This is a genomic window from Yersinia hibernica, assembly GCF_004124235.1.
Taxonomy (GTDB): domain Bacteria; phylum Pseudomonadota; class Gammaproteobacteria; order Enterobacterales; family Enterobacteriaceae; genus Yersinia; species Yersinia hibernica.
On sequence record NZ_CP032487.1, the window covers coordinates 996,265 to 1,019,445 of the forward strand.

Here is a 23,181-nt window from a genome sequence, read left to right on the forward strand (position 1 = left end):
AAAAGCAATGTCCCGGCCAGTTGGCCGGGACATTTCATCTAATACACTTAAAGGTACTCTTTGGGGATACTTATTAACTGTTCATCTAACAACCAATTCTCTGGTTTAGATTTAGCGATGTTCCATTTAGCCCCACTAGTAAGCCACTTCTCTCTATATCGTTTTATCCCTGTTAACGTTGCATCCTCATAGCCAAATTCAACGCCACAACAATCACATATATTAAAAGTCGGATTCTTTCCATCATCTCCCCAAGGAGGATCTGACTGTTCAGCTCCACAGACTCGACATACATAAAACTCATTTTTACTGTGCATTAAAATAGTCCAGATTTGTTTCATAACCATGATCCGCCGGATTAGGTTTGAACATAGTCCGAGGAACGTTATCAGTTCTTTTTACTGCAAATGTGTTCGTAGCAGGATTGTAATATACAGTTTCCCCATTAGGTCGAACTTTGACCAAGGTTCCCGGTGGAGGATTGTTTACAAAGTCATGCGCAGCCTCTACATATTGCTTTGAGTTCTGAAGTTCAGGGAATTCCTGCTTATGCTTATCCCAGTGCCCATAAGCATTTGAGACTGGATCATTTTTCTTGGTTTCAGACCATATTTGAACGTCTTTAGCTTTTGAAGATACCTGTTGACTGCCTTCATTAATCAGCCTAGACGCTTCAGCAAGGTCGCCCTTCTTCAGTGCTGCTTCTGCTGCCTTGATCGCTTTACCCGCGATATCACCTGCACCAGGAATAAACCCTATCGTCGCAATCAAGTAATCCAATGCACTCTGGGCTTCCGCAAGGCTTTTGATATCTCCGATAATGGGAACGAAGTCTATCCCAAAACCCGTAAATCCTTTCAGCAGTTCGTCGCTATTGGCCTGCATCTTGGCTGAACACGCTTCTGCACTTATTCCGGCACAATTATGCGCCTTGAACTCCTCGACAGCAGCAACCAGCTCTTTCTGCGCATTCTGGTATTTTTCAGCCTGTGATACACCAGAAACATTCTGATCAATGATCTCGCGTAGCGCATTATTCTCCACCGCATTTTTCCCGGTCTGCGCACCCGCAACCGTATCAGCGGTGCTATCACCGGTCAAGCCACCCGCTAGTCCTGCTGCCAGTGTTGCCAGTGCACTGACCGTCTGTTTCTGGTCTTCCGAGAGAGTGTTCTTATCCCAGCCCATCGCCGCGATAATCACCGGTGCCATCAGTTCTGCCGTCGCCGCACCCGCTGCACCCGCCAGTGCATTGTTACCACTGGCATACGCTGTTACCGCACCCAATACCGCGTGCGCCATGGCGTTGGCTGCCTGATTATCCCCTGTACCGGCCTTTATCACTTCCGCCAGATACGGTGCCGAGGCGCCGGTCAGTGCTTGCGCCATATTGCCACCCGCCAGTCCCTGTATTGCCGCAGTAGCCGCCTGCATCGCACGCTGCACCGAGCCGCCTGTTCCCAGACCTGACTCGTTAAATGCCTGATTGTAAGCAGTTTGGTATATCTGGTTATTGATATCTTCAGCGGTAGCTACTTTGCCCGGATTGGCTTTTTCCCACTGTTCTTTTGCTGCCGTAATATCTTCAGGCCTGACGTCCTTCATCTTCTCGTTAGCCGCATTGGTCGCAATAATCTTGCCCTGCGTGCGCGCAATATCCATCGCCTGACCGCCAATCTCGCCAATCAACTGGGCTTCCCGCAGGCGGTTTTGCTCTTTCTCTTTATCAAATATCGGGCCGATGCTGCCGTTGGCATTCTCGGTGTCACGACTCAGGTCCTCAACATTCTGCTGCTGTTTATCCTGGTCACGGAGGGTGATAGTGCCATCCGCGATTGCCGACTGAGTGGTGCCCTCGGCATGGCCATCATTACTCAGACCTGACAGCACCACGCCACCCAAATTACTCAGCAAGTCAGACCCGACCGGGCCACCGGTACTCAGGCTGCCGCCCTGATGTTCGGCCTTGAAATCGGCCTTATTCTCGATATCACTGAAACCCAGTGTGCCGGTATCCAGGCTGTTTTTGCTCTTGTCGGCGGTGCTGGCAATCACGGCACCATCTAACTGGGTATGTTCACCGACCGTGATATCAAAGCCGCCTTTGCCTGCAAAGATGCCGGTCTGCTCCTGCACCGAATCATAATTGCTGTGCAGCTTGTCCTTACTCATGCTCAGGTTGGCAGAGCCACCGCCGCCGACCACTGCCACGCTGACACCACCGCTGGTACTGGTCTGCTTCGCATCATAGTTATCGCTGTCTTGCTGGCTTTGCAGCAGCAGGTCACGGCCGACATCCACCTTGACGGTTTCACCGCCCGCCTGAGCGCCCACCAGTGAGGTATCGCGGCCACTGTGCAACGATAGCGTGCCACCGGTGTCGACCTGGGTTTCCGTCCAGAAGGTGCCGTCTCCGTGCTCATTGCCCTGACCCTTGTTGGCGTTAGCAAAGATGCTCAGACCACCGCCAGAGCTACCGAACCCCAGACTGACACCCACACTGCCGCCGCTGCTGCTGTTACTGCCGTCAGTTTTTTGTGTATTGGCCGCGCCGAGTAGCAACACATCACGAGCCGCATCCAGAGTGGTATCGCCACCGGCTTTGAGTTGGCTGCCCTGCACCACGATATCGCCGTTCGTTGGGTTGCCATCACCGGTTGCGTTGATGGTTAGATTATTGCCCGCCGTCAGGGTCGAACCGGTCACGCTGGTCTGTTCCTGATGCTGCTGTGAGGAGGATTTTTGTGAGCCTAATGAGGCGCTGACGCCGAACATGCTGGTGGCATCGCCTCCCTGCGCCTGCACCAACTGCCCGCCTTGCACCGCCTGTACACCACTCAGCGCCGCTTTGACACCTTGCAATGCCGCCAGTCGGCCATTGCTTTCTTCACTGGCATCTTTGGCGGTGGTCACCGCGGTGTTCAGGGCGCTGCCGACTGCGCCAGACAGGGCTAGTGTCAGGCCGCTCGATTTTTGCTCGACACTGTGGGTTTGGCTACTTTGGTTCTCTGCCGCCAGAATACTGACGTTTTTCCCGGTCAGATTGATATCTTTACCGGCTAACACATCAGAACCTTTTACCGTCAGGTCTTCACCGGCAGTCATGTTGACATTGCCCAGTACGCTGCCGACGGTGCTGCCGACATTGGAAATTGATTGACCGGTGTCGGTGACTTTGGTGCTGTTGCTGCCGACCGTGACCCCAATACCGCCGGTGCTCATCAGGCCAGATTTTTTCTGCTCATACAGGTGAGACTCGCTTTCACTCTGCTGCGCGGTGCCGACGATAATGTTCTCTTGCGCCCGCAGATTGATATCGTTGTCGGCCACCACATTACTGCCAATGACCGCGATATTTTTACCACTGACATCGATAGAGCCGGCTGACAGCATGGAGCCAATCGCCAGCGTCTGGCTAATACTGTCTTCGGTGCGGGTGGTGGTGCTGGAGGCCAGTCCTTTTTTCGTGCCGGTATGATTGCGCTGCTCGTCATGCTGCTCAGTCTGGGTGGTGAGGGTGATATCGCCGCCCGCCGCCAGTTTTAGCGCGCCATCGGTTTGTATGCCACTGGCACTGATATTGATGTCTTTTACCGCATTAAGATTAATATCGCCCGTGGCATTCAACTGGCTGCCACGCAGGGTTTCATCATAGAGTTCCACTGAGCTGGCATGGCGCTTGCTCGAAGATTCACCGGTCACTTGCAGGCTGTCCGCTGCGGCACTCAGGTTGATATTTTGTGCCTGCACATCAATAGTATCGGCATTAATATTGGCCCCCACGGCGGTCAGATTGTTGACGTTAGCGGTCAGCGCACCGCCAACATTCACTTCGCTGCCCAGATGGCGGATATGTTCACTGGTCGAGCTGCTACGGCCAGAATTCGCCGTTATCTGGTCGCGGGTCTCCACTGTATTGAGTAGCCAGTCGCCGCCGGTATTGACCTGCAAATCCTGGCCGACATTGAGGCCAGCGCCTTGCATGATAAAGTCACGTTCAGTATTGATAACCGCGTTGTTACTGACATTGATGCTCGCCAGCGGCCCCAGCACGGTTTGGTTGCGCTGGACAGCCCCATTATCGCTGCTGAGTTGCTCACTGGCGGTGCGCAAAATGATATCGCGGCCGCTGTCCAGTTGCAGGTTGGTGGCAGTTAATCGGCTGCCGGTCAGGTCAATATCACTGTTCAGTGTACTGAGTAACATATTGCCACCGGCCTGAAGTAAGCCGCCACGGTTATTGAGTGTGATGTCTTGCGCCATGCTGAGGTTCAGGTTATTGGTGGCGATCATCGCCCCTGAGTTATTGAACCCCTGCATATCGGTTAACGTGATATTCTCTGCTGCAATCAATGATCCGTTAGCCTGTAGGTCACCCGGCTTCACGCCCGCCAAATAGACCACCGGCACCAGCACGGTTTGCCCGGCGACTTCACGGCTTTCCATCAGCACGATATTGGTGGTTAATGCCGCCATTTGTTCAGCACTGAGGTGAGTACCAAGGGCAATATTGAACGCTTTGCTGTACTCCAGGCCCGCCGCAAAGAGTGCTTCGAACTGTTCCTGCGCACTACGGTAATCATTGGCCACAGCCTGGCCGGTCAACGCCAGCACCTGGTCGCGTACTAAACGCTGTTCATAGGCGTTATCTCCCAACCGTTTGAATATCACATTCGGGTCATTATTCAATTGCTGGAGAAGGTAGTCTGATCCGCGCCAGTTATTCAGGTTGGCAAAGGCAGGATTCGTTTCTATCAGATACTGGCTGTTGACGGTGTAGTCAGTACTGAACTGATACAGCCCACCATTAGGTTGTGTCAGGGAGATACCGTTAAATTCGACAGCCAGATCTTTGCCAGTATTGCTGCTCCCTCCGGGAGGCGTAACAGCACCGGGGTTGGCCCCATTATTGATAGTGCTCCCGCTGCCACTGATGGTTTTTGCGGTGAGGCTGGAGGCGTATTGGTTGGTCGCCTGTTCACTCACCTCCGGACCCCAAGCGGTACCCCATAAATCACCTTTATAGGTACGATAACGCCACACGCCTGTGGAGGTTGTTCTTTCGATCAGCCGTTGCGCATTCCCCCAACCATCTTGTTGCACAGTGACACCGGTCAGATCAATCTCGCCTTGCGCACTGACTTTACTCCAGTAGTTTTCCAGTGTGCCGACTTGAGCGGTCAAGTTCCCGCCAGCCAATAGTTGCGCTTCAGGGCTGATGTTATCGATGCTGTTATAGGCGATAGTCGACGTATAATCTGTGCCGATATAATCGCTGTTCATCGAGCCACCATGAGGGGGCTCAGCATAGCGTCCCCCCGGAATATCGGGGTTATCTTCCGTCCAATAAGCCGAGCCATTCACCGTGTCGGCCACGACAAAATCACTGTTAGCGGTGAGAATATGGCGGCGATTGGTCAGCGTATTGGCGTAAACCAGCAGATCTTTGCCTGACTCAATTAAGCCAGAGATATTGAGTACCTGAGCAGCTTGCTGGTAGAGGCCATTACTGTCTAAAACGCCAGCCAGAATGACGTTACCCATCCCTAAAATGGTGGTCGTTGGCGCCGTGTCGGTGTCAGTGACGGTATCACTGTTTTCAATCACCGGAGCCAGTAAGGCTAAAGTACCATTTTCATCCGTGGCACCGATCAGGGCGTTCGGGCCGGAGTTAGTGATGCGCTCGCGTGCTTTGAGTGTGGCCTGTGCACTAATAATGGTGCCCGTATTGAACAGGGTGTTAACGTCAGTATTGAGCTGGCCACTGGTCAATATCTGTCCGTTGTTGACCAGTGCCCCTGCCGTTGTGAGGCTGGCTTGCGCCGCGATAATATTGCCGTTGTTCAGTAAGCTGTTTGAATCTGTGCTGAGTTGACCCCCTGACAATATCTGCCCGTCGTTGGTGAAGGAACCACGGGTGTTCAAGGTTAAATCCCGCCCAGCTTGAAGTATTGAGTCAGCTAGATGGCTGAAATCGCTCTGTAATTGAATGCTCAGATCCTCGCTGGCCGTTATCTTGCCTGCGTGGTTGTCCAACTGACCCAGATTCAACGACATGGTGTTCGCCGCCAATGTGCCGCTCTGGTTATCGAGGGTTTGACCGGCATTCGTGTTGGCATTGATGGTCAGTGCGCCAAGGGATGTGATATTGGCGCGTTGCGTGCTGATATCGCCCTGAGTGGCAGTGATGTTTATCTCACGGGCTTGCGTGTAGCTGTCACTCAGATCAACCCGGCTGCCCGCTAACGTCATGGCGCCTGCGGCGATGGTTTGCCCTTGTGCGATTAATTCTTGCCGGGTGGTGACTTTCAGATTGCCTGCATCCATCAGGCGACCATCACTTTGCACACCCGCGCCCAATAGGCTGCTACGATCGCTGTCTAGGCGCTGCGCATTGATGGCGATATTGCCCTTAGAGAGGAGGGTGCCGCCACGGTTATCCAGCGCACCGGCCAGATTCAGGTTAAAATCTGTTGCTCCCGTTTGCGCTATCACGCCGCCCACATTGGAGAGTGAATGAGTGTCGAGCGTCATTTGCTCGGCAACCAAACGGGCGCTGTCAGTGCGTAACATCAAGGCGGTCGAGGCGGACAGTTGGTTGGCCGACAAGTCTGCCCCCGTGAGATCGATATCCCCACCTTGGGCGGTCAGCGCCAAATCACTGCTTTGCGTTTGGCTGCCGCTGAGATCGAGACTTTGCCCGGTGAAGTGCTGCGCCGTCCCGCTAATATTCTTCCCTTGCGCGAGTAACTTTCCGCTGGCCTCAACACGCAGTGTGCCGCTGGTAATGCGGCTGTTGTCGGATTTAACGCCCGCCCCTAAGACGGAGTGGCGGCTGCTATTGACTTCAGCGGCGCGCAGCGAAGTGTCACCGGCGGCGGCAAGGGTACCGGTGTTACTGAGTTTGCCTGCCGTGGTGAGTTGGGTGTTGCCCTGCGCATACAGCACCCCCGCGTTTTCTATCTCGCCAGTGGTCTTCACCGTCAGTTGTTGGGCGCTGTTGATCTGCCCGCTGTTGACCAGCATGCCATCGGCGGTTATCGTGATATCACCCGCTGAAGCCCCTATCTTTCCGGCATTGCGCACGCCGACACCGCTTTCAGTACCGATCAGGCGAATTTTACCGGCGTACATGCCGCCCAAACTGGCGACATCCACTGCCACGGTAGGGCGCGGGCTGCCATCGCTGGCTTTGGCATTAATGGCCTGATGCGCGGCATCCACCTGATTACGCCCGGTGGTGACATTCAGTTCTTTGGCCCAAATACCGGCATTCACTTTGACGGAGCGCGCGATCAGATCGGTATGGTCCTGACGGCTGCTGTCCAGACCGTTGCCCTGAATAACAATTTCGCCCCGTTCGACATCGTAGCCGGTCAGTTGGCCGTTATTGAGTTGCACCTGACCGGTGGTCAGCGTGGCGCGGTTGGCGTTGATAAAGCCGCAGCCTTCACAGGTAATGCCAGCGGGGTTGGCAATCACCACCTGCGCTTTGCGCCCGGCCACCTCGATATAACCATTGAGCTTGCTGGGGTCGCGGCTATTAACCTCATTGAGAATAACGCTGGCTTCACCGCGCGCCAGCCACGGGTTACCGTCAACGACGCCGGCGATTTGCGTTTGATTGGGACCGTGGCCGTTATTGAGGATCACCCCGCGATTATCGACATCAAACTGGCTGTAGACGTTGCGAGAAACCCCGCCACTGCTGGGCGTTTGAATATTGACCTGTGGCGTACCGTTGGCGCTGTTGATAATGGTCGGCTGCTGGTTACCCGGTGCACTGGTATCGGCGACAATATTGGCCTGCACGGATAATGAGACGCAGCCCAATGCCAATAACAGGCTGAAGCTTAATGTTGATAAAGAACTGATACGGCGGCTCTGAGTATGACCCACACCTGACGAGGGCGACGAAGCCGCCCGACCGGAAGCCGCGATATCCGCGACCACCATCAACAGGCCTCGCGCCTTGTTGAATACGATTCGGTACAGGTTTTTATTCATGGTTCATTCTCAAAAAGTCAGGACTCATCAGGTACATTAGTATTGCCAGTTCAGGTTAAAGCCGAGGGTCACCGAGTCGGTTTTGAAGCCATCGGGTTTAGACAGGGGTTTACCGGCAAACAGGTCATATTGGGTATGAAACACGTGGCCACGCACACCGACAGCACCGCCCGCTAAGTGTTGGCCCAGCAGATAAGGGTCACTGCGACCACCCACCTCGCCATAATCAACACCGACATACAGCTCATGCCCTGGCAGCGGGGTATACCAGCCCAGATCATTGCGTACCGTCCAGCCGCGATCGGCATTGAGGGTGCGTTCGCCGTCAAACCCGCGCACTGACCAACGACCACCGATAGCGAACTGATCCTGCGGGGTCAGTGGCGTGTTGGTGCTCTGGCGCTGGTATTGCAGGTTGTAATGGAAGTTTTGTTGCTGGATCGTAAAAGGAATATCCAGTTGCGCATTCAGTCGCAGAATTTTGCTCAATGCAGTGGCTTCGCCAAAATATTCTTCCTGCGCCGGCACCGCGCCAAACCAGCGGGTGCCGCGCTGATAACTAATCCCCGCGTCCAGCGTGGACTGCGCGATAAAATGGCGATGTTGTAGCCCGACGCGCCAAGCCGAGGTGCGGCGGCGCTGGACTTCCACTTCGGTATCATTGATGTAGTTTTTCGATGAGCGGGTTAGCACATCGTAGGTGAAGGTGGTTTTCTGGCTGGCGTTGCGGTGCAGCAAACGGCTGAGTTGCAGCGAAACATTCTCACTTTCGCCCCGGTAGCTGTAGTCGCCATTCAGGCCCGCCACCGTTTGGTGGTAGTCATAGCTGCTGGCGGTAATACCTGCGGTCCAGTAACCGAACGGCAGAGAGTAATGCCCTGTCAGGTTGTTGGTGCCTTTTTCGCCCCGATTCTTAATGGAGCCGCCGGCAGAAACATAAAACTGGTCACTCAGGGATAAAGGATTATCGAGAAACAGCGTTGCACCGCCTTGATAACGGCCGGTGCTGCGCGTGCCCGAGTCATCCAGTGAAGCAGCCAGTCGCCACATTTTGCTCTGCTTCCAGCTCAGGGCGATATCTGTCTCACCGGGGGCATCGCCGGGGATCAACTCCATGCTGGCTTGCACAGTGGGGATACGTTGGAGATTCTCCAGCCCCTGCTCGATATCGCGCAGATCCAGCAGGTGACCGGCGCGGGCAGGGAAAGCGGTGAACAGCGTGACATGGCGATCACTCTCGGGTGTCAGGGCCACATGGCGTATCTTGCCGGGCACCACGTGTAGCACCAGCGTGCCACGGTTCAAATCTTGCTGCGGAGCCAGCACGCGTGTGGTGACATAACCGTGGTCGATCAGGCGGTTCTGCATCTCGCTCATCAGCAGGTTAATGCCTTTCGCGCCCAAACAGTGGCCTTGCGCCTGATTGGCCAGCCGTTGTAATGGCAGCCAGCGCGGCAAGGGCTCTGTTCCGCTCAATGTGATGTGGTCAATGGCGAAGCACGGTTTTTCCAACGGAAAAGAGAGGCGACCCAAAGAGGTTGAGGGTTCAGATAAACGCACATCCGGTGTTGAGGGGGCCAAACGCTCTTCCAGGGCACGTTGCCGTTCCTGTTGGTGAATACTTTGTTGGACTGGTGGTAATTCCGCGCCAAAGCTGGCGAACGGTATAGCCAATGCTGGCGATAATACACCCGCGATTAATATAAAATAACAGGAACGCGACACAATAAAAGCCTTCCCCCCTATTTTGGGGTAGGTAAATATAAGATGATTTGCGCGCATTATGCCTGCAAAAACGTTATTTTCAATGTATTTTTGTCGATAAAATGAGCGGGCAAGAACCCGCCCTTACTGGTGTGGGAAATATCCTACAATGCAGGAGTTAGTGCGGGAATATATTATTAAAAGATATTTGAATGGCAGCTCGAAGCCTGGGAAATAATATTCCGTCGACGTTTAAAAATGGGTCACGTATTCAATGTGTAGATAGGGTCATTGCAGGTAATGCTCACGCTCAATGAACGTGCCGATTATCTTGTCATGCATTTCTGCCGATTTTGAGTACCCAGGCGTTTTGCGATTCAGTCGTTTTAACCGGTTACGAAGATTCAGGTTTTCGCGTTCAATCCGCTGGGTGTAAAGCTTACCTGTGATGTGACTTTGTGCGTAACGATGCTAAGCATAATAAATTTGGCTTATTATTTAATGAATTGGCTGTTGCTGATGGTGCCGCCTTATTTCATTGCACTGCGGGTAAAGATCGTACCGGATGGACCGCGGTAATCCTGCAAAGTATTGCCGGTGTGGACCGCCAAACTATTATGGAAGATTATCTGGCGACTAATGAATATACCCAGGTGCGGGTCGATGCGACGTTGGCAGTACTCCCTGCGGAGGCTTCGGCTATCTATAAACCGATGCTCACAGTAGATGCCAGTTACCTTCAGGCTGGATTGGATGAGATTGTCACCCAATATGGGGATATGAATAACTATTTGAGGACAGGTCTTGGACTGTCGCAAGAAACAATTTATGTATTGCGTGCAAAAATGGTTGAATATCATTCTCTCCCAGGTCAAGAAGATAGTTACGGTAATACTGAAGCCGGAATACAGTTATTGAGTCAATTACAGAATAGCGATTTATCGGGCCGTAACACTGCTTACAATTATTATTTACAATCTGCTATTGATGCAGAAACATTAAGTGGCGTTGAGACAAGAGTTGGTGGTCAAGTATATGCCGATACGGCAAGTTACTTGCTACGACAACCTGCAACTATTGACCAAGCTTTGCAACCTTATCTTACTGGTATAGAACTTAGTGAGGGGCAAAATAAAGTATGGGCTCATATGTTGGCCGACGTTATTAGTGTTGATGGGTCGAGACAGGCGGTCAGTAGTGATGAACGTACTTATGGCGTTGTCGTGGGTATAACTCACCGGGTTAGCGAAAATTTGAGTGCTTACGGCGATCTTGGGTATGCGCGAGGAAAGGTAGAAAGTGGTGGAGGCCAAATTGACACTAACTCGACTTTTCTCGGTTTAGGGGGACGTTATGGCGTCGATAATCCCGAACAGGGGCTATACACGGAGCTTGGATTTAATGCGGGGGTTATCGACTACCAGAGCCAACGGGAGCTAGGAAGTGGTTTGGGGAAAACTAGCGGTGATACTGATGGCCATCAATTGGGAGCTAAATTATCACTGGGATATCTCTATACCACATCCACGATAACGCTGGAGCCATCAATAGGAATGAGAGTATCACACCTTCATCTCGATAATGTCCAAGAGACCGGTAGTGAATTATCACTCAATATGGACGGTTTTGATAACACGATGACGAGTGCTGTTACCAACATCAATGTAGGAGTTAAACCTTTTATCTCTGGACGTTGGTCTGTGACGCCTGTTATTCGATTAGGTTATGAACATACACTCAGCTCACCATCAGTCCACAGTAAAGGGCAGCTTTATGATTACGATATAGAGCAAAGTGCCGCATTCAGTAGCCGCAACCAGTTTCGGGGAGGAGTCAATTTGGCCGTTAACAATGGACCACTCTCTATGATTGCAGGGGGAAATATAATTGAGGGACAGGGTAATCATGGTCTGAGTGGAAACTTAGCTCTGGTTTATGCATTTTGATAACCGACTAAGTAAGTTAGTCGAATAATAACTTACCTGCGGCGTGAGCAAAGGCAAACTCTCGCCGATTGTGTAGCATTAGCCACGTGAGGTCAGCAAAAGTTGTGCTGTCGGTTTTCCAGGCAGCCAGCAGATAAAATGGCTCTGTCGCATTAACGGTGAGAAGACGAAAAGATGGAAGTAGCCTATTGATTCTCAAGCCTACACTTGTAGGCTAAATCCTTCATTAAAATAATACCCCGCCTATAAATTCCGTAAACGTATGCTAAAACCTTATCCTTTTGAAAAACTAACTAAAATACTCAATATCGATAAACATTCATCATACGGTTAAGCTATCACTCGTTTAATGAAATAAGGAAAGCGGCGGGGTGATGCGAAGCAACGGTATCCACCCATTCCTACATCATCACTTTCTGTTCATCGAGATAAATTGCATGGTTAAAATAATAATGAATCTGATGTTGGGTTTTAAATCAGACGGCGCAACATTTATTTTGTGAGCTAATAGAGACTGTAATTAAAATTGTGTAATTGCCTGTTTTTGATATGTTCACTCCAACAACGGAGACAGGCAAATTATGGACGAGAAGAAACTTAAAGCTCTCGCTGCAGAACTGGCTAAAGGCCTCAAAACCGAGGCCGATCTCAATGCGTTTTCCCGTATGCTGACGAAGCTTACCGTCGAAACAGCGCTCAATGCAGAGCTGACTGAACACCTCGGACACGAGAAAAATGCCCCAAAAACCGGTTCAAATACCCGCAACGGCTATTCATCCAAAACGCTGCTGTGCGACGATGGCGAGATTGAACTGAGCACGCCTCGTGACCGTGAAAATACCTTCGAGCCACAGCTTATCAAGAAAAATCAGACGCGTATCACGCAGATGGACAGCCAGATTTTGTCCCTGTACGCCAAAGGCATGACAACCCGTGAAATCGTCGCCACATTCAAGGAAATGTACGATGCGGACGTGTCACCCACGCTGATATCTAAAGTCACCGATGCGGTTAAAGAACAGGTTGCTGAATGGCAAAGTCGGCCTCTGGATGCGCTGTATCCCATTGTTTATCTTGACTGTATCGTGGTGAAAGTTCGTCAAAGTGGTAGCGTGATAAACAAAGCGGTGTTCCTCGCTCTCGGCATTAATACTGAAGGTCAGAAAGAACTTCTGGGCATGTGGCTGGCTGAAAACGAAGGGGCGAAGTTCTGGCTCAGTGTGCTGACGGAGCTTAAAAACCGGGGCCTTCAGGATATTCTGATTGCCTGTGTGGACGGCCTGAAAGGCTTCCCGGATGCGATAAACAGCGTGTATCCACAGACGCATATCCAGCTTTGCATCATTCACATGGTGCGCAACAGCCTGAAATACGTGTCGTGGAAGGACTACAAAGCCGTCACCAGCGGACTGAAAACGGTGTATCAGGCTCCGACAGAAGCGGCGGCACTGATGGCGCTGGATAACTTCGCGGCAACCTGGGACGATAAATACCCGCAAATCAGCAAAAGCTGGCGTGCGCACTGGGGAAATCTCAATACGTTCTTTGGCTACCCGCCCGACATCCGCAAAGCCATCTACACCACTAATGCTATCGAATCGCTGAACAGCGTGATCCGTGCAGCTATCAAAAAGCGCAAAGTGTTCCCGACAGACGACTCAGTGAGAAAGGTTATTTATCTGGCGATCAAGGATGCTTCAAAAAAATGGAGTATGCCGATCCAGAACTGGCGGCTGGCGATGAGTCGTTTTATTATCGAGTTCGGTGACCGCCTGAGCGATCACCTTTAATATGGTGGCAGTTACACAGAATTATTTACAGGGTCAGCTAATAGCAATTTTGTACAGGCTCACAATATTCAAATTAGTTGAGCGAATATTATCTATCTGCACCCGCAAACTCATAAGGCGTGATTATTTGCTCTCTGTTTGCATCCAAATAATCAGCCCACCATTGCATCATGAGTAATCGCTCTTCCATATGAACGGCCAAATGAGTGTAGGCTCCCCGAACTTCATTGCGCTCCATATGGCTCATCTGCCGCTCTACGGCATCTTTTGACCACAGTCGTGACTCAGTTAACGCACTGCATGCCATTGCTCGGAAACCATGTCCACATACTTCAGTTTTGGTGTCATAGCCGATAGTTCTTAATGCTTTATTTATAGTATTTTCACTCATCGGCTTATAGGGATTGTAATCACCGGGGAAAACTAATTCGTAGTCTTTTGATATCTCATATAGCTGGCGAAATAAGGCTAATGCCTGTTTTGATAACGGTACTAAATGAGGTAAGCCCATTTTTGCTCCTCGGCCAGAATAACGAACTTCAGGCAGCTCCTCCCTGTTTCCTGGAATAATCCACAGCGCTTTATCAAAATCAATTTCACACCAACGGGCAAAACGTAATTCACTGGAGCGGACAAATACCGTCAATGTTAGCATCACTGCCAAACGAGTTAATTCACGGCCTTTGGTATAGTTTTCTATACGTTGTAATAGCTCAGTCAGCCGGTTGAATGGTAACGCTGGGCGGTGTTGTGTTTTTCTTGGTTGAACCGCACCTTTTAAGTCATGCGCGGGATTATAACTAATCAAACCCTCCTGTACGGCATAGCGGAATATGGCAACTAATGTCGGCCCTAAGCGTGCAGCGGTAACTGCATTTCCTTTCTCAGCAACAGCGCGTAATGGTGCAATTAAATCGCGAGTCTGTAACTTTGCGATACCGTGGGAGCCAATTAGGGGGAATAAATGATTCTCCATCGCGCTCAGTATTTTTGTTGCGGTGATGGGTTTCCATTCAGCATGTCCCAGTGTTCCTGTATGCCATCTACGCGCTACTGTTTCAAATGTATCTCCTGGCTGGGCAATTTGCTTATCTGCTTTTTTTTGTTCTTTTGGATCAACACCTGCCACAATAAGTGTCTTAGCTGCATCACGTCTTTTTCTCGCTTCACTAAGTGAAACATCGGGATAGACGCCAAAAGCTAAAGTTCCCTGACGACCACCAAACCGATAATTCATCCGCCAGTATCTGGCACCGTTGGGCTGGATAAGTAGATATAAACCCGCACCGTCAGTGAGTTTGTATGCTTTATCTTGAGCGGTAGACGAACGTACTTTCAAATCAGTTAGTGGGGCCTTAGCCATTATTGATTGCTCCAGATGCTAAGTTGAAGGTGGGTTTTATTATGAAAATGATTGGTAACCGAATGATGAATAAGAGGAAAAAATTTATCGGATAGCGGTGCCTGATCTTGACATATGGCTAATGAACAGTAAGTAAGGACAGTAAGACACATAGGTTTAGCCTCTTATTTGATGGTATCTCAATACCAAACCAAATAATACCATCATAAATACCATCATCAAAATGAGCTCTGGAGAACCCGATTGAGATGTGGTGAGACGACGGATAACTGAATGGTCTTTGTTTTTATTTGATTTTTAAGTGATTTGAATCTGAATGAGACACTATGATAATCGGTTGTGGTGTCCCCGACTGGAATCGAACCAGTAACTAGCCCTTAGGAGGGGCTTGTTATATCCGTTTAACTACGGGGACCCGTTTATCGCCGGGTTTTACCACTAATGCAGTAAGCTGCCGGAGCATTATACGCATTTTGACCCAGATAATAAGCAGTTAGCTGCCTGTTTGGTTACTCTGTCACCAATTAGTCGTGAATAATGGGTACCGGTAAGCAAAAAACGCCCGCGTATAACAGCCAAATTCGAGCAGTTACTCCTGTGGGGGGATGAATCCCTGTCCACTTTGCTGCCAAGGTATTGAGCCATTAAAGACTAAATAGAAGATTTCCAACGAGCCAATCACAATATGAGTTAAGTCGCATAAAGCTACTAACTAAATAGTGCAAAGCTGTCGCGCTCTAGCTCTTTTTCACCATCCATACGGATAATCTTATGAATGGCCGCGGCTTTGGAGGGCAGTCTTTTGGCATTCACTGCAATTTCCTTTCCTTCACGTAACTCGTCACTTTCCACTGTCAAATCGCCTTTATCTTGAGGCTGTTTTTTATCCCTCATAGGGATCCCTAGTCAGTAAAGAAAATAAGCGAATAACCAAGTAATAAGCATAGTTGTAAATGATTGCTTGCCAATTTTGGCGTGATGAAGCGGACGTAAAAAGTCAGTTATTTGCGGCGTTGGCGGTTTTTTCTGCAGAATATTGATCTTAACCCGAATATTACCTCTATAAGGGTAGGAATAGCGTTAGGCCCATACTACGTAAGGATTAAGCCTTTATGTTATCATTTGGTTTTCCTGAACTGGCAATCCTACGGCGGAAGATAATCCCTCATGCTGGAAGCTAAAAATCTGACCTGCATCCGAGATGACCGCAGCTTATTCCAACAGCTGAGTTTCTGTGTGACTGCGGGGGAGATTGTGCAAGTCGAGGGGCCTAATGGCGCAGGTAAAACCAGTCTATTACGTATTTTGGCGGGGCTTGCCGATGCAGACGTTGGGCAGGTGAATTGGCTGGGGGAGAATATTCGTCGCGATCGGGCCCGCTATCATCAGGATTTACTCTTTTTAGGTCATCAGCCGGGAATCAAGTCTGTACTGACTCCTTTTGAAAATTTGGCATTTTATCAGTCTGTTTTTCAACAGGTTAATAGTGACGCTATCTGGCAAGCATTGTCTCAGGTGGGGCTGGTGGGATACGAAGATTTGCCCGTGTCACAGTTATCTGCAGGCCAACAACGACGGGTGGCTTTGGCCCGCTTATGGCTGAGTCAGGCTCCGCTATGGATTTTGGATGAACCGCTGACAGCAATTGATAAACAGGGCGTTAGCAGCTTATTGGCTCTGTTTGAGGAACATGCTGCCACCGGGGGCTTGGTGCTACTGACCACCCATCAGGATTTAGATGGGATGGGGCAGCACGTCCGTAAAATCCGTTTGACCAACACGCAGGAGAGTTAATGTTTATCAGCGTGTTGCGCCGTGAATTGAAAATTGCCTTCAGAAAAGGTGCAGAAATTGTGAACCCGCTCTGGTTTTTTCTGATTGTCATCACCTTGTTTCCATTGGGTGTTGGCCCTGAACCGCAATTATTGGCGCGTATTGCGCCGGGTATTATTTGGGTTGCCGCATTATTGGCATCGTTATTATCACTGGAGCGGTTATTTCGTGATGATTTCCACGATGGCTCTCTTGAACAGTTGTTGTTATTGCCCAGCCCGCTGGCACTCACGGTGTTAGGCAAAGTGTGTGCTCACTGGGTTGTTACCGGGCTACCTTTACTTATTTTATCGCCGCTGGTGGCTCTATTGCTTTCCCTCGACAGTAACACGGCCATCGCGATGGCGCTGACACTGCTTTTGGGGACGCCGACCTTAAGTTTTATCGGGGCGATTGGTGTGGCGCTGACGGTTGGCTTACGTAAAGGCGGGGTTTTGTTAAGTTTATTGGTGCTACCGCTGTATATCCCGGTGTTGATCTTTGCCACTGCGGCCATTGATGCCGCTTCGATGGCTCTGCCCATTGATGGTTATTTGGCTATTTTGGGGGCGATGTTAGCAGGAAGCGCGACATTGGCCCCTTTTGCTACCGCTGCTGCATTGAGAGTGAGTGTGCACTAGCTATTTATGGTGGCTGGCAAGCTGGCTATCAGCTAATACGATTTATAAAAAAGAAAAGAGTGCCGATTTTCAGAAGCTTAAAGGCGTTAGTTAACGCAGTCAGAGCTGATTGTGCGCCTTACCCTGCACCGGTGTTGCCAATGGGGCGATGCTCGGCCAATTTTAACGTGAGCAATGAAAAATGTGGAAATGGTTTCATCAATTCGCTAAACCCGAACGGCTTTATCAGTTGTGTGGCCGGTTTATTCCATGGCTGAGCATGGCGACAGTTATCTGCCTGATTGTGGGCTGGGGGTGGGGATTGGGGGTTGCCCCAGCGGATTACCAACAAGGTAATAGCTTTCGTATCATGTATTTACATGTGCCAGCAGCGATTTGGTCGATGGGAATTTATCTGTCGATGGCCATCGCGGCGTTTGTTGGTTTGGTCTGGCAAATGAAAATGTCCGATAACCTCGTGGCGGCGATGGCCCCGGTGGGCGCGGTGTTTACCTTTATTGCCTTGGTTACCGGTTCGGCCTGGGGGAAACCCATGTGGGGAACGTGGTGGGTTTGGGATGCGCGGCTGACCTCCGAGCTGGTGTTGCTGTTCCTGTATTTGGGTGTGATAGCGCTGTATAACGCCTTTGAAGACCGCAAACTGGCAGGGCGAGCCGCCGGTATTCTGGTGCTGGTTGGCGTGGTGAATATCCCCATCATTCATTTCTCCGTCGTGTGGTGGAATACCTTGCATCAAGGTTCGACCAACATGCAGCAAAGCATTGATCCGAGTATGCGCTCTCCGCTGCGCTGGGCTATTTTTGGCTATCTGTTTTTCTTTATCACTCTGACATTAATGCGCCTGCGTAATGTGATTTTACAGCAAGAGCGTCAGCGCCCTTGGGCTGCCGCTTTATTGCGAAAGGAGCCTCGTGTATGAATCCGGCCTTTAACTCTTGGGCGGCATTTTTTGCCATGGGCGGTTATGGTTTTTATGTCTGGCTGGCAGTGGCCGCAGCCCTATTATCCCTGTTGGGCCTGTGGGGGCATACCCGCTGGCAATATCATCAATTATTAGCAGATATTCAGCGCCGTGAGGCGAGAGAGCAACGCATTCGCCAGGTAAATCAGTCCCAACGTGATCAAGTCAAAAATGTTCCCCGTTCGCAGGAGAAACAGTCGTGAACCCTCGTAGAAAAAGCCGGCTCTCTTTAGCGATTGTGGTTCTCATTGGTATCGGTTTGACCACCACTCTGGTGCTGTATGCGCTGCGTTCTAATATTGATTTGTTTTATACCCCAAGTGAAATTTTACAGGGTAAAGGCGAGCGCCATGAGAAGCCAGAAATCGGCCAGCGCCTGCGCATTGGCGGCATGGTGATGCCGGGATCGGTGAAACGCGATGATAAAACGCTGGCAATGAGTTTCAAGGTTTTCGATGCGCGTGGTGCGGTTACCGTGACTTACACTGGCATTCTGCCCGATTTGTTCCGCGAAGGGCAGGGCGTGGTGGCGCAAGGAGTATTTGCTGAGGATAACACCATCAATGCCAAAGAAGTCTTGGCAAAACATGATGAAAAATATACCCCGCCGGAAGTGCAAGAAGCGATGAAAGAGAATCACACCCGCCCAGCGGAGGCTTACCGCAGCACCCACGGCGAGGGCACTGGCTCATGATGCCTGAAATTGGCAATTTCTTATTATGTCTGGCGCTGGCTATCTCACTGCTGCTGAGTTGGTACCCGCAGTGGGGGGCCGCGCGTCAGGATGCTCGCATGATGGCAACTGGTAGGCCATTGACCTATGGAATGTTCGCCACCATTACCCTTTCATTTATCTGCCTTGCATATGCATTTGTGGTAAATGATTTCACTGTCTCCTATGTGGCGGCAAACTCGAATTCACATTTACCGGTCTATTATCGGATTGCTGCTACTTGGGGGGCGCACGAAGGGTCACTGCTGTTGTGGGTGCTGCTGCTCAGTGGCTGGTCACTGGCGGTTGCGCTGTTTAGCCGCTCTATGCCGGATGATGCGGTGGCCCGAGTGCTGTCGGTGCTGGGGATGATAACGGCGGGCTTCTTGCTATTTATTATTCTGACCTCGAATCCGTTCAACCGCACCTTGCCGGACTTCCCCATTGATGGCAACGATTTGAACCCGTTGTTGCAGGATGTCGGGTTGATTTTCCACCCGCCTTTACTCTACATGGGCTATGTCGGCTTTTCGGTCGCATTTGCGTTTGCCATTGCCTCGTTAATGGCCGGGCGACTCGACAGTGCCTGGGCGCGCTGGTCACGCCCGTGGACTCAGGCGGCATGGGTGTTTCTGACCATGGGCATCGTGCTCGGCTCAGTCTGGGCTTATTATGAGCTTGGTTGGGGCGGTTGGTGGTTTTGGGATCCGGTAGAAAATGCTTCCTTTATGCCTTGGCTGGCGGGCACGGCACTGATTCATTCATTGGCCGTCACCGAAAAACGCGGGACATTCAAAGCTTGGACGGTATTGCTGGCTATTACCGCATTTTCTCTGTGTCTGATGGGGACATTCTTGGTGCGCTCCGGGGTATTGGTTTCGGTGCACTCTTTCGCCTCTGATCCGGCGCGCGGCATGTTTATTCTGGCTTATCTGGTGATTGTCATCGGCGGTTCCTTATTGTTGTACGCCGTTAAAGGCGCGCAGGTGAAGAGCCGCACTCAGCATGAAGTTTTCTCGCGCGAGACTTTCCTGCTCGGCAATAATGTGTTGCTGATTGCCGCCATGCTGGTGGTGTTGCTGGGCACATTGCTGCCATTGGTACACAAACAGTTAGGGCTGGGCAGCATCTCAATCGGCGAACCTTTCTTTAATACTATGTTCACTTGGTTGATGGCGCCGATGGCACTGTTAATGGGGATTGGGCCCTTAGTTCGCTGGCGGCGGGATGAGCCGAGTAAATTGTACAAACGCTTGGCTGTGGCGCTGGTGGTCACTTTATTGACATCGATATGGCTGCCGTGGTTGCTGCAAGATACTCTCGCCGGCATGACGGTGGTCGGGCTGATAATGGCCATCTGGGTGATTATCCTCACCTTGATGGAGTTGCACGAGCGCGCGACTCATCGCCATGGCTTCTGGCGCGGCTTAAGCCACCTTTCCCGCAGCCATTGGGGCATGGTGTTGGGCCATCTTGGGGTGGCGGTAACGGTGATTGGCATTGCATTTAGCCAGAATTACAGTGTTGAGCGCGATGTGCGCATGAAAGCCGGTGATAGCATAGATATCCACGATTATCACTTTGTCTTCCGTGATGTTCACGATATTAAAGGGCCAAACTATACCGGCGGTGTCGGCATTATTGATGTCACCCGCAATGGTAAGCCAGAAGCCACGCTACATGCCGAGAAACGTTATTACGCGGTGGCGCGCTCGATGATGACTGAGGCGGCCATTGATGGCGGGGTAACCCGTGATCTGTACGCCGCCTTGGGGGAAGAACTGGATGACGGTTCGTGGGCGGTGCGCTTGTATTACAAGCCATTTGTCCGCTGGATTTGGTATGGCGGGGTGTTTATGGCCATCGGCGGTATCTTCTGTATGTTCGACCCCCGTTATCGGATGAGTAAAAAGTTAAAGCGCGACGCGGCAACGGAGGCTAAATAATGAAACTCAATAAGCTGATGTTTATTCCGTTGGTGCTGTTTTTACTGCTAGTCGTCGCTTTTCTCGTCCAATTGACCCGCAATGCCAATGGTGATGACCCCACCATGCTGGAATCGGCGCTGGTGGGTAAACCGGTGCCGGCATTTAAGTTGGAATCTCTTGAGCAACCCGGGAAAGTTTTTGATCAAGCGGTATTGCATAATGGGAAACCAATGTTGCTCAATGTATGGGCGACTTGGTGTCCGACGTGCCGTGCTGAGCATGAATATCTGAATAAATTGGCGGCACAGGGTATCCGGGTGGTGGGGCTGAACTATAAAGACGATCGCAGCAAAGCGGTACAGTGGCTCAATTCGCTGGGAAACCCTTATGCCCTCAGTTTGTATGATGGTGACGGCATGTTGGGGCTGGATCTGGGGGTTTATGGCGCGCCAGAAACTTTCTTGATAGATGGCCAAGGCATTATTCGCTATCGCTATGCGGGCGACCTTAATGACCGTGTTTGGCAGCAGGAAATTTTACCACTGTATAAAAAGTATCAGGGGGGCGCATGAGATTATTTCATCTGGCACTCGGCCTGATATTCAGCTGGAGTATTTTGGCGACCAATGTTTTTGCTGCCATTGATACTTATACCTTTAGTTCGGTGGCGCAGGAACAGCAGTATCGTGAGCTCACCGAGCAACTGCGCTGCCCTAAATGTCAGAACAACAGCATTGCTGACTCCAATGCCACCATTGCTGCTGATATGCGGGGCAAGGTGTATGAACTGCAACAGCAGGGTGATTCCAAACAGCAAATTATTGACTATATGGTAGCCCGATACGGCAATTTCGTGACATATGAGCCGCCGGTCACCGCCGCTACGTTGATTTTATGGGTGGGGCCAGCACTGTTTGTCTTGATTGGGGCGTTGATTGTGGTGCTACGTGCCCGCCGGCGGGGAGAGAAAAATACGGCATTTTCGCTGCAGGAGCAGCAACGGCTACATACTCTATTGGCTGAGCAAGATGCTCGTGCGCCAACACCGCTCTCGGCGCAAGATAAAAAGATGAAGAGGAAACAACCCTAATGGCTTTTTGGCTGATAGTCATTATTTTGCTGGCGGTCGCGGGTGCCTTGCTGGTCATACCGGCGATGCGCCAAGAGACGAATTCACCGCTGACCACCCGAGATGAGCTGAATAAGGCGATTTATCAAGACCGATTATCTGAATTGGCTGCAGACGAAGCCCAAGGTGTGGTGGCGCAGCAGCCGGAATTGATTCAGGAATTGCAACAAAACCTGCTGACAGATATCCCCGCGCAATCATTTGAACAAGCCAGCCCAATTAACCGCTGGGTTTTATTACCGGGTATGGTGATTCTGGTCGTGGTGTCCGTTGGGTTATATCTGAAAACTGGCGGTTTGGCGCAAGTGCAGGCGTGGCATCAGGTTGAGGCACAAATGCCTGAATTACGGGGCAGAGTAGCCAATGAGCGGGCTGAACCTCTGACGATGGAGGAAATCGCGCGTTTGGGGTTGGGGTTGCGCACCTCATTGCAGCGAGATAGCGGGAATCTCAATGATTGGATGATGTTGGGCCGAGTGGGCATGGCACTGAACAATGCCAGCACGGCAACACAGGCTTTCGCTAAAGCTTACCAACTTGCGCCCGATAATAATGATGTCAGGCTCGGTTATGTTGAAGTGCTGATTCGCTCCAATGATCCACAGGATAATCAATTAGCTACCACGATGCTGCGCACCATCGTCGGGCAGGATCACACTAACTTGCGCGCCATGAGTTTATTAGCTTTTAATGCTTTTGAGCAGGGCGATTTTAAACAAGCCATTGGCGCGTGGGAAGTTATGCTAAAATTGCTGCCAGCTGGTGATTCTCGCACAGAAGTGATAAAACGCAGTATTGCGCAAGCGAAATCACAGGCAGGGCAGGAAACAGCTACACTGAAAATAGAGCTCTCATTGTCACCTGAGGCCGCACAGAAATTACCCCAACAGGGGGCGCTGATTATTTCGGTAACAGACGGAAAAAGCCCAATCCCGGTTGCTGTAAAACAGCTGCCTTTGAGCCGATTCCCGTTATCAGTCATTCTGGATGATAGTAATGCAATGATGCCGGAGCGTTTGCTCTCCTCTTTGCCGCAAGTGAATGTGCGTGCCCGAATTTCATTGGATGGCACTGCTAATGCGCAATCGGGTGACTGGTTTGGTGACAGTGGTGTGCAGGATTTCGGTACGAAAGGGCAGCCCCAGACAATTAATGTTCAGATAAACAAACAGATCCCTTAAATATAAG

Annotated in this window: 15 protein-coding genes, 1 tRNA gene and 2 pseudogenes; 11 read left to right on the plus strand and 7 right to left on the minus strand. The window is 50.9% G+C overall.

Features of this window, described 5'->3' with window-relative positions:
- Positions 1-47 precede the first annotated feature (47 nt).
- From D5F51_RS04770 to D5F51_RS04785, 4 genes and pseudogenes are all read right to left on the minus strand, one after another.
- The gene (locus D5F51_RS04770; RefSeq protein ID WP_245994889.1) at positions 48-341 is read right to left on the minus strand and encodes a hypothetical protein; all 294 of its coding nucleotides are present in this window, start codon (positions 339-341) and stop codon (positions 48-50) included.
- Complete coding sequence (locus D5F51_RS04775; protein ID WP_245994891.1) at positions 307-8,007, minus strand: hemagglutinin repeat-containing protein; 7,701 nt, start codon at positions 8,005-8,007, stop codon at positions 307-309. Before D5F51_RS04775 ends, D5F51_RS04770 begins: the two co-directional genes overlap by 35 nt.
- Positions 8,008-8,043: 36 nt before the next feature.
- Positions 8,044-9,732 carry a ShlB/FhaC/HecB family hemolysin secretion/activation protein gene (locus D5F51_RS04780; RefSeq protein ID WP_129195752.1) on the minus strand — a complete coding sequence of 563 codons (1,689 nt, stop codon included), beginning with the start codon at positions 9,730-9,732 and terminating at the stop codon, positions 8,044-8,046.
- Positions 9,733-9,999: 267 nt separating this feature from the next.
- Positions 10,000-10,170, minus strand: a pseudogene (locus D5F51_RS04785) (IS1 family transposase); the annotation flags it as partial.
- Here D5F51_RS04785 and D5F51_RS04790 point away from each other — a divergent pair.
- Positions 10,170-11,657, plus strand: coding sequence for a tyrosine-protein phosphatase (locus tag D5F51_RS04790; RefSeq protein ID WP_129195753.1), 1,488 nt, complete (start codon positions 10,170-10,172; stop codon positions 11,655-11,657). The pseudogene D5F51_RS04785 and the gene D5F51_RS04790 overlap by 1 nt on opposite strands.
- Before the next feature lie 581 nt (positions 11,658-12,238).
- Positions 12,239-13,447: an IS256 family transposase gene (locus tag D5F51_RS04795; protein WP_129195537.1), complete on the plus strand. Its 1,209-nt coding sequence runs from the start codon at positions 12,239-12,241 to the stop codon at positions 13,445-13,447.
- A gap of 88 nt (positions 13,448-13,535) precedes the next feature.
- Here the strand turns inward: D5F51_RS04795 and D5F51_RS04800 are convergent, their stop codons facing one another.
- From D5F51_RS04800 to D5F51_RS04810, 3 genes and pseudogenes are all read right to left on the minus strand, one after another.
- Positions 13,536-14,810 (minus strand): tyrosine-type recombinase/integrase, encoded by a 1,275-nt coding sequence (locus D5F51_RS04800; protein ID WP_129195754.1) that lies wholly within the window; start codon positions 14,808-14,810, stop codon positions 13,536-13,538.
- A gap of 340 nt (positions 14,811-15,150) precedes the next feature.
- Positions 15,151-15,225: transfer RNA gene (locus D5F51_RS04805), tRNA-Arg, on the minus strand.
- Positions 15,226-15,527: 302 nt separating this feature from the next.
- Positions 15,528-15,704, minus strand: a pseudogene (locus tag D5F51_RS04810) (formate/nitrite transporter family protein); the annotation flags it as partial.
- A gap of 273 nt (positions 15,705-15,977) precedes the next feature.
- On the opposite strand from D5F51_RS04810, the gene ccmA reads away from it, so the two are divergent.
- From ccmA to ccmI, 9 genes are all read left to right on the plus strand, one after another.
- On the plus strand, positions 15,978-16,604 hold the full coding sequence (ccmA, locus tag D5F51_RS04815; protein ID WP_025378996.1) for a cytochrome c biogenesis heme-transporting ATPase CcmA: 627 nt from the start codon (positions 15,978-15,980) through the stop codon (positions 16,602-16,604).
- Complete coding sequence (gene ccmB, locus D5F51_RS04820; RefSeq protein WP_025378995.1) at positions 16,604-17,263, plus strand: heme exporter protein CcmB; 660 nt, start codon at positions 16,604-16,606, stop codon at positions 17,261-17,263. Before ccmA ends, ccmB begins: the two co-directional genes overlap by 1 nt.
- Positions 17,264-17,444: 181 nt before the next feature.
- A complete protein-coding gene (locus D5F51_RS04825; RefSeq protein WP_129195756.1) occupies positions 17,445-18,182 on the plus strand; it encodes a heme ABC transporter permease in 738 nt (245 codons plus the stop codon).
- A complete protein-coding gene (gene ccmD / locus D5F51_RS04830) occupies positions 18,179-18,427 on the plus strand; it encodes a heme exporter protein CcmD (protein WP_129195757.1) in 249 nt (82 codons plus the stop codon). The genes D5F51_RS04825 and ccmD overlap by 4 nt, the downstream gene beginning before the upstream one ends.
- The gene (gene ccmE / locus D5F51_RS04835) at positions 18,424-18,918 is read left to right on the plus strand and encodes a cytochrome c maturation protein CcmE (protein ID WP_025378992.1); all 495 of its coding nucleotides are present in this window, start codon (positions 18,424-18,426) and stop codon (positions 18,916-18,918) included. The genes ccmD and ccmE overlap by 4 nt, the downstream gene beginning before the upstream one ends.
- Positions 18,915-20,882 (plus strand): heme lyase CcmF/NrfE family subunit, encoded by a 1,968-nt coding sequence (locus D5F51_RS04840; protein ID WP_129195758.1) that lies wholly within the window; start codon positions 18,915-18,917, stop codon positions 20,880-20,882. The genes ccmE and D5F51_RS04840 overlap by 4 nt, the downstream gene beginning before the upstream one ends.
- The gene (locus D5F51_RS04845; RefSeq protein ID WP_129195759.1) at positions 20,882-21,436 is read left to right on the plus strand and encodes a DsbE family thiol:disulfide interchange protein; all 555 of its coding nucleotides are present in this window, start codon (positions 20,882-20,884) and stop codon (positions 21,434-21,436) included. Before D5F51_RS04840 ends, D5F51_RS04845 begins: the two co-directional genes overlap by 1 nt.
- On the plus strand, positions 21,433-21,954 hold the full coding sequence (locus tag D5F51_RS04850) for a cytochrome c-type biogenesis protein (protein ID WP_129195760.1): 522 nt from the start codon (positions 21,433-21,435) through the stop codon (positions 21,952-21,954). The genes D5F51_RS04845 and D5F51_RS04850 overlap by 4 nt, the downstream gene beginning before the upstream one ends.
- Positions 21,954-23,174, plus strand: coding sequence for a c-type cytochrome biogenesis protein CcmI (gene ccmI, locus D5F51_RS04855; protein WP_129195761.1), 1,221 nt, complete (start codon positions 21,954-21,956; stop codon positions 23,172-23,174). Before D5F51_RS04850 ends, ccmI begins: the two co-directional genes overlap by 1 nt.
- Positions 23,175-23,181: the final 7 nt, after the last annotated feature.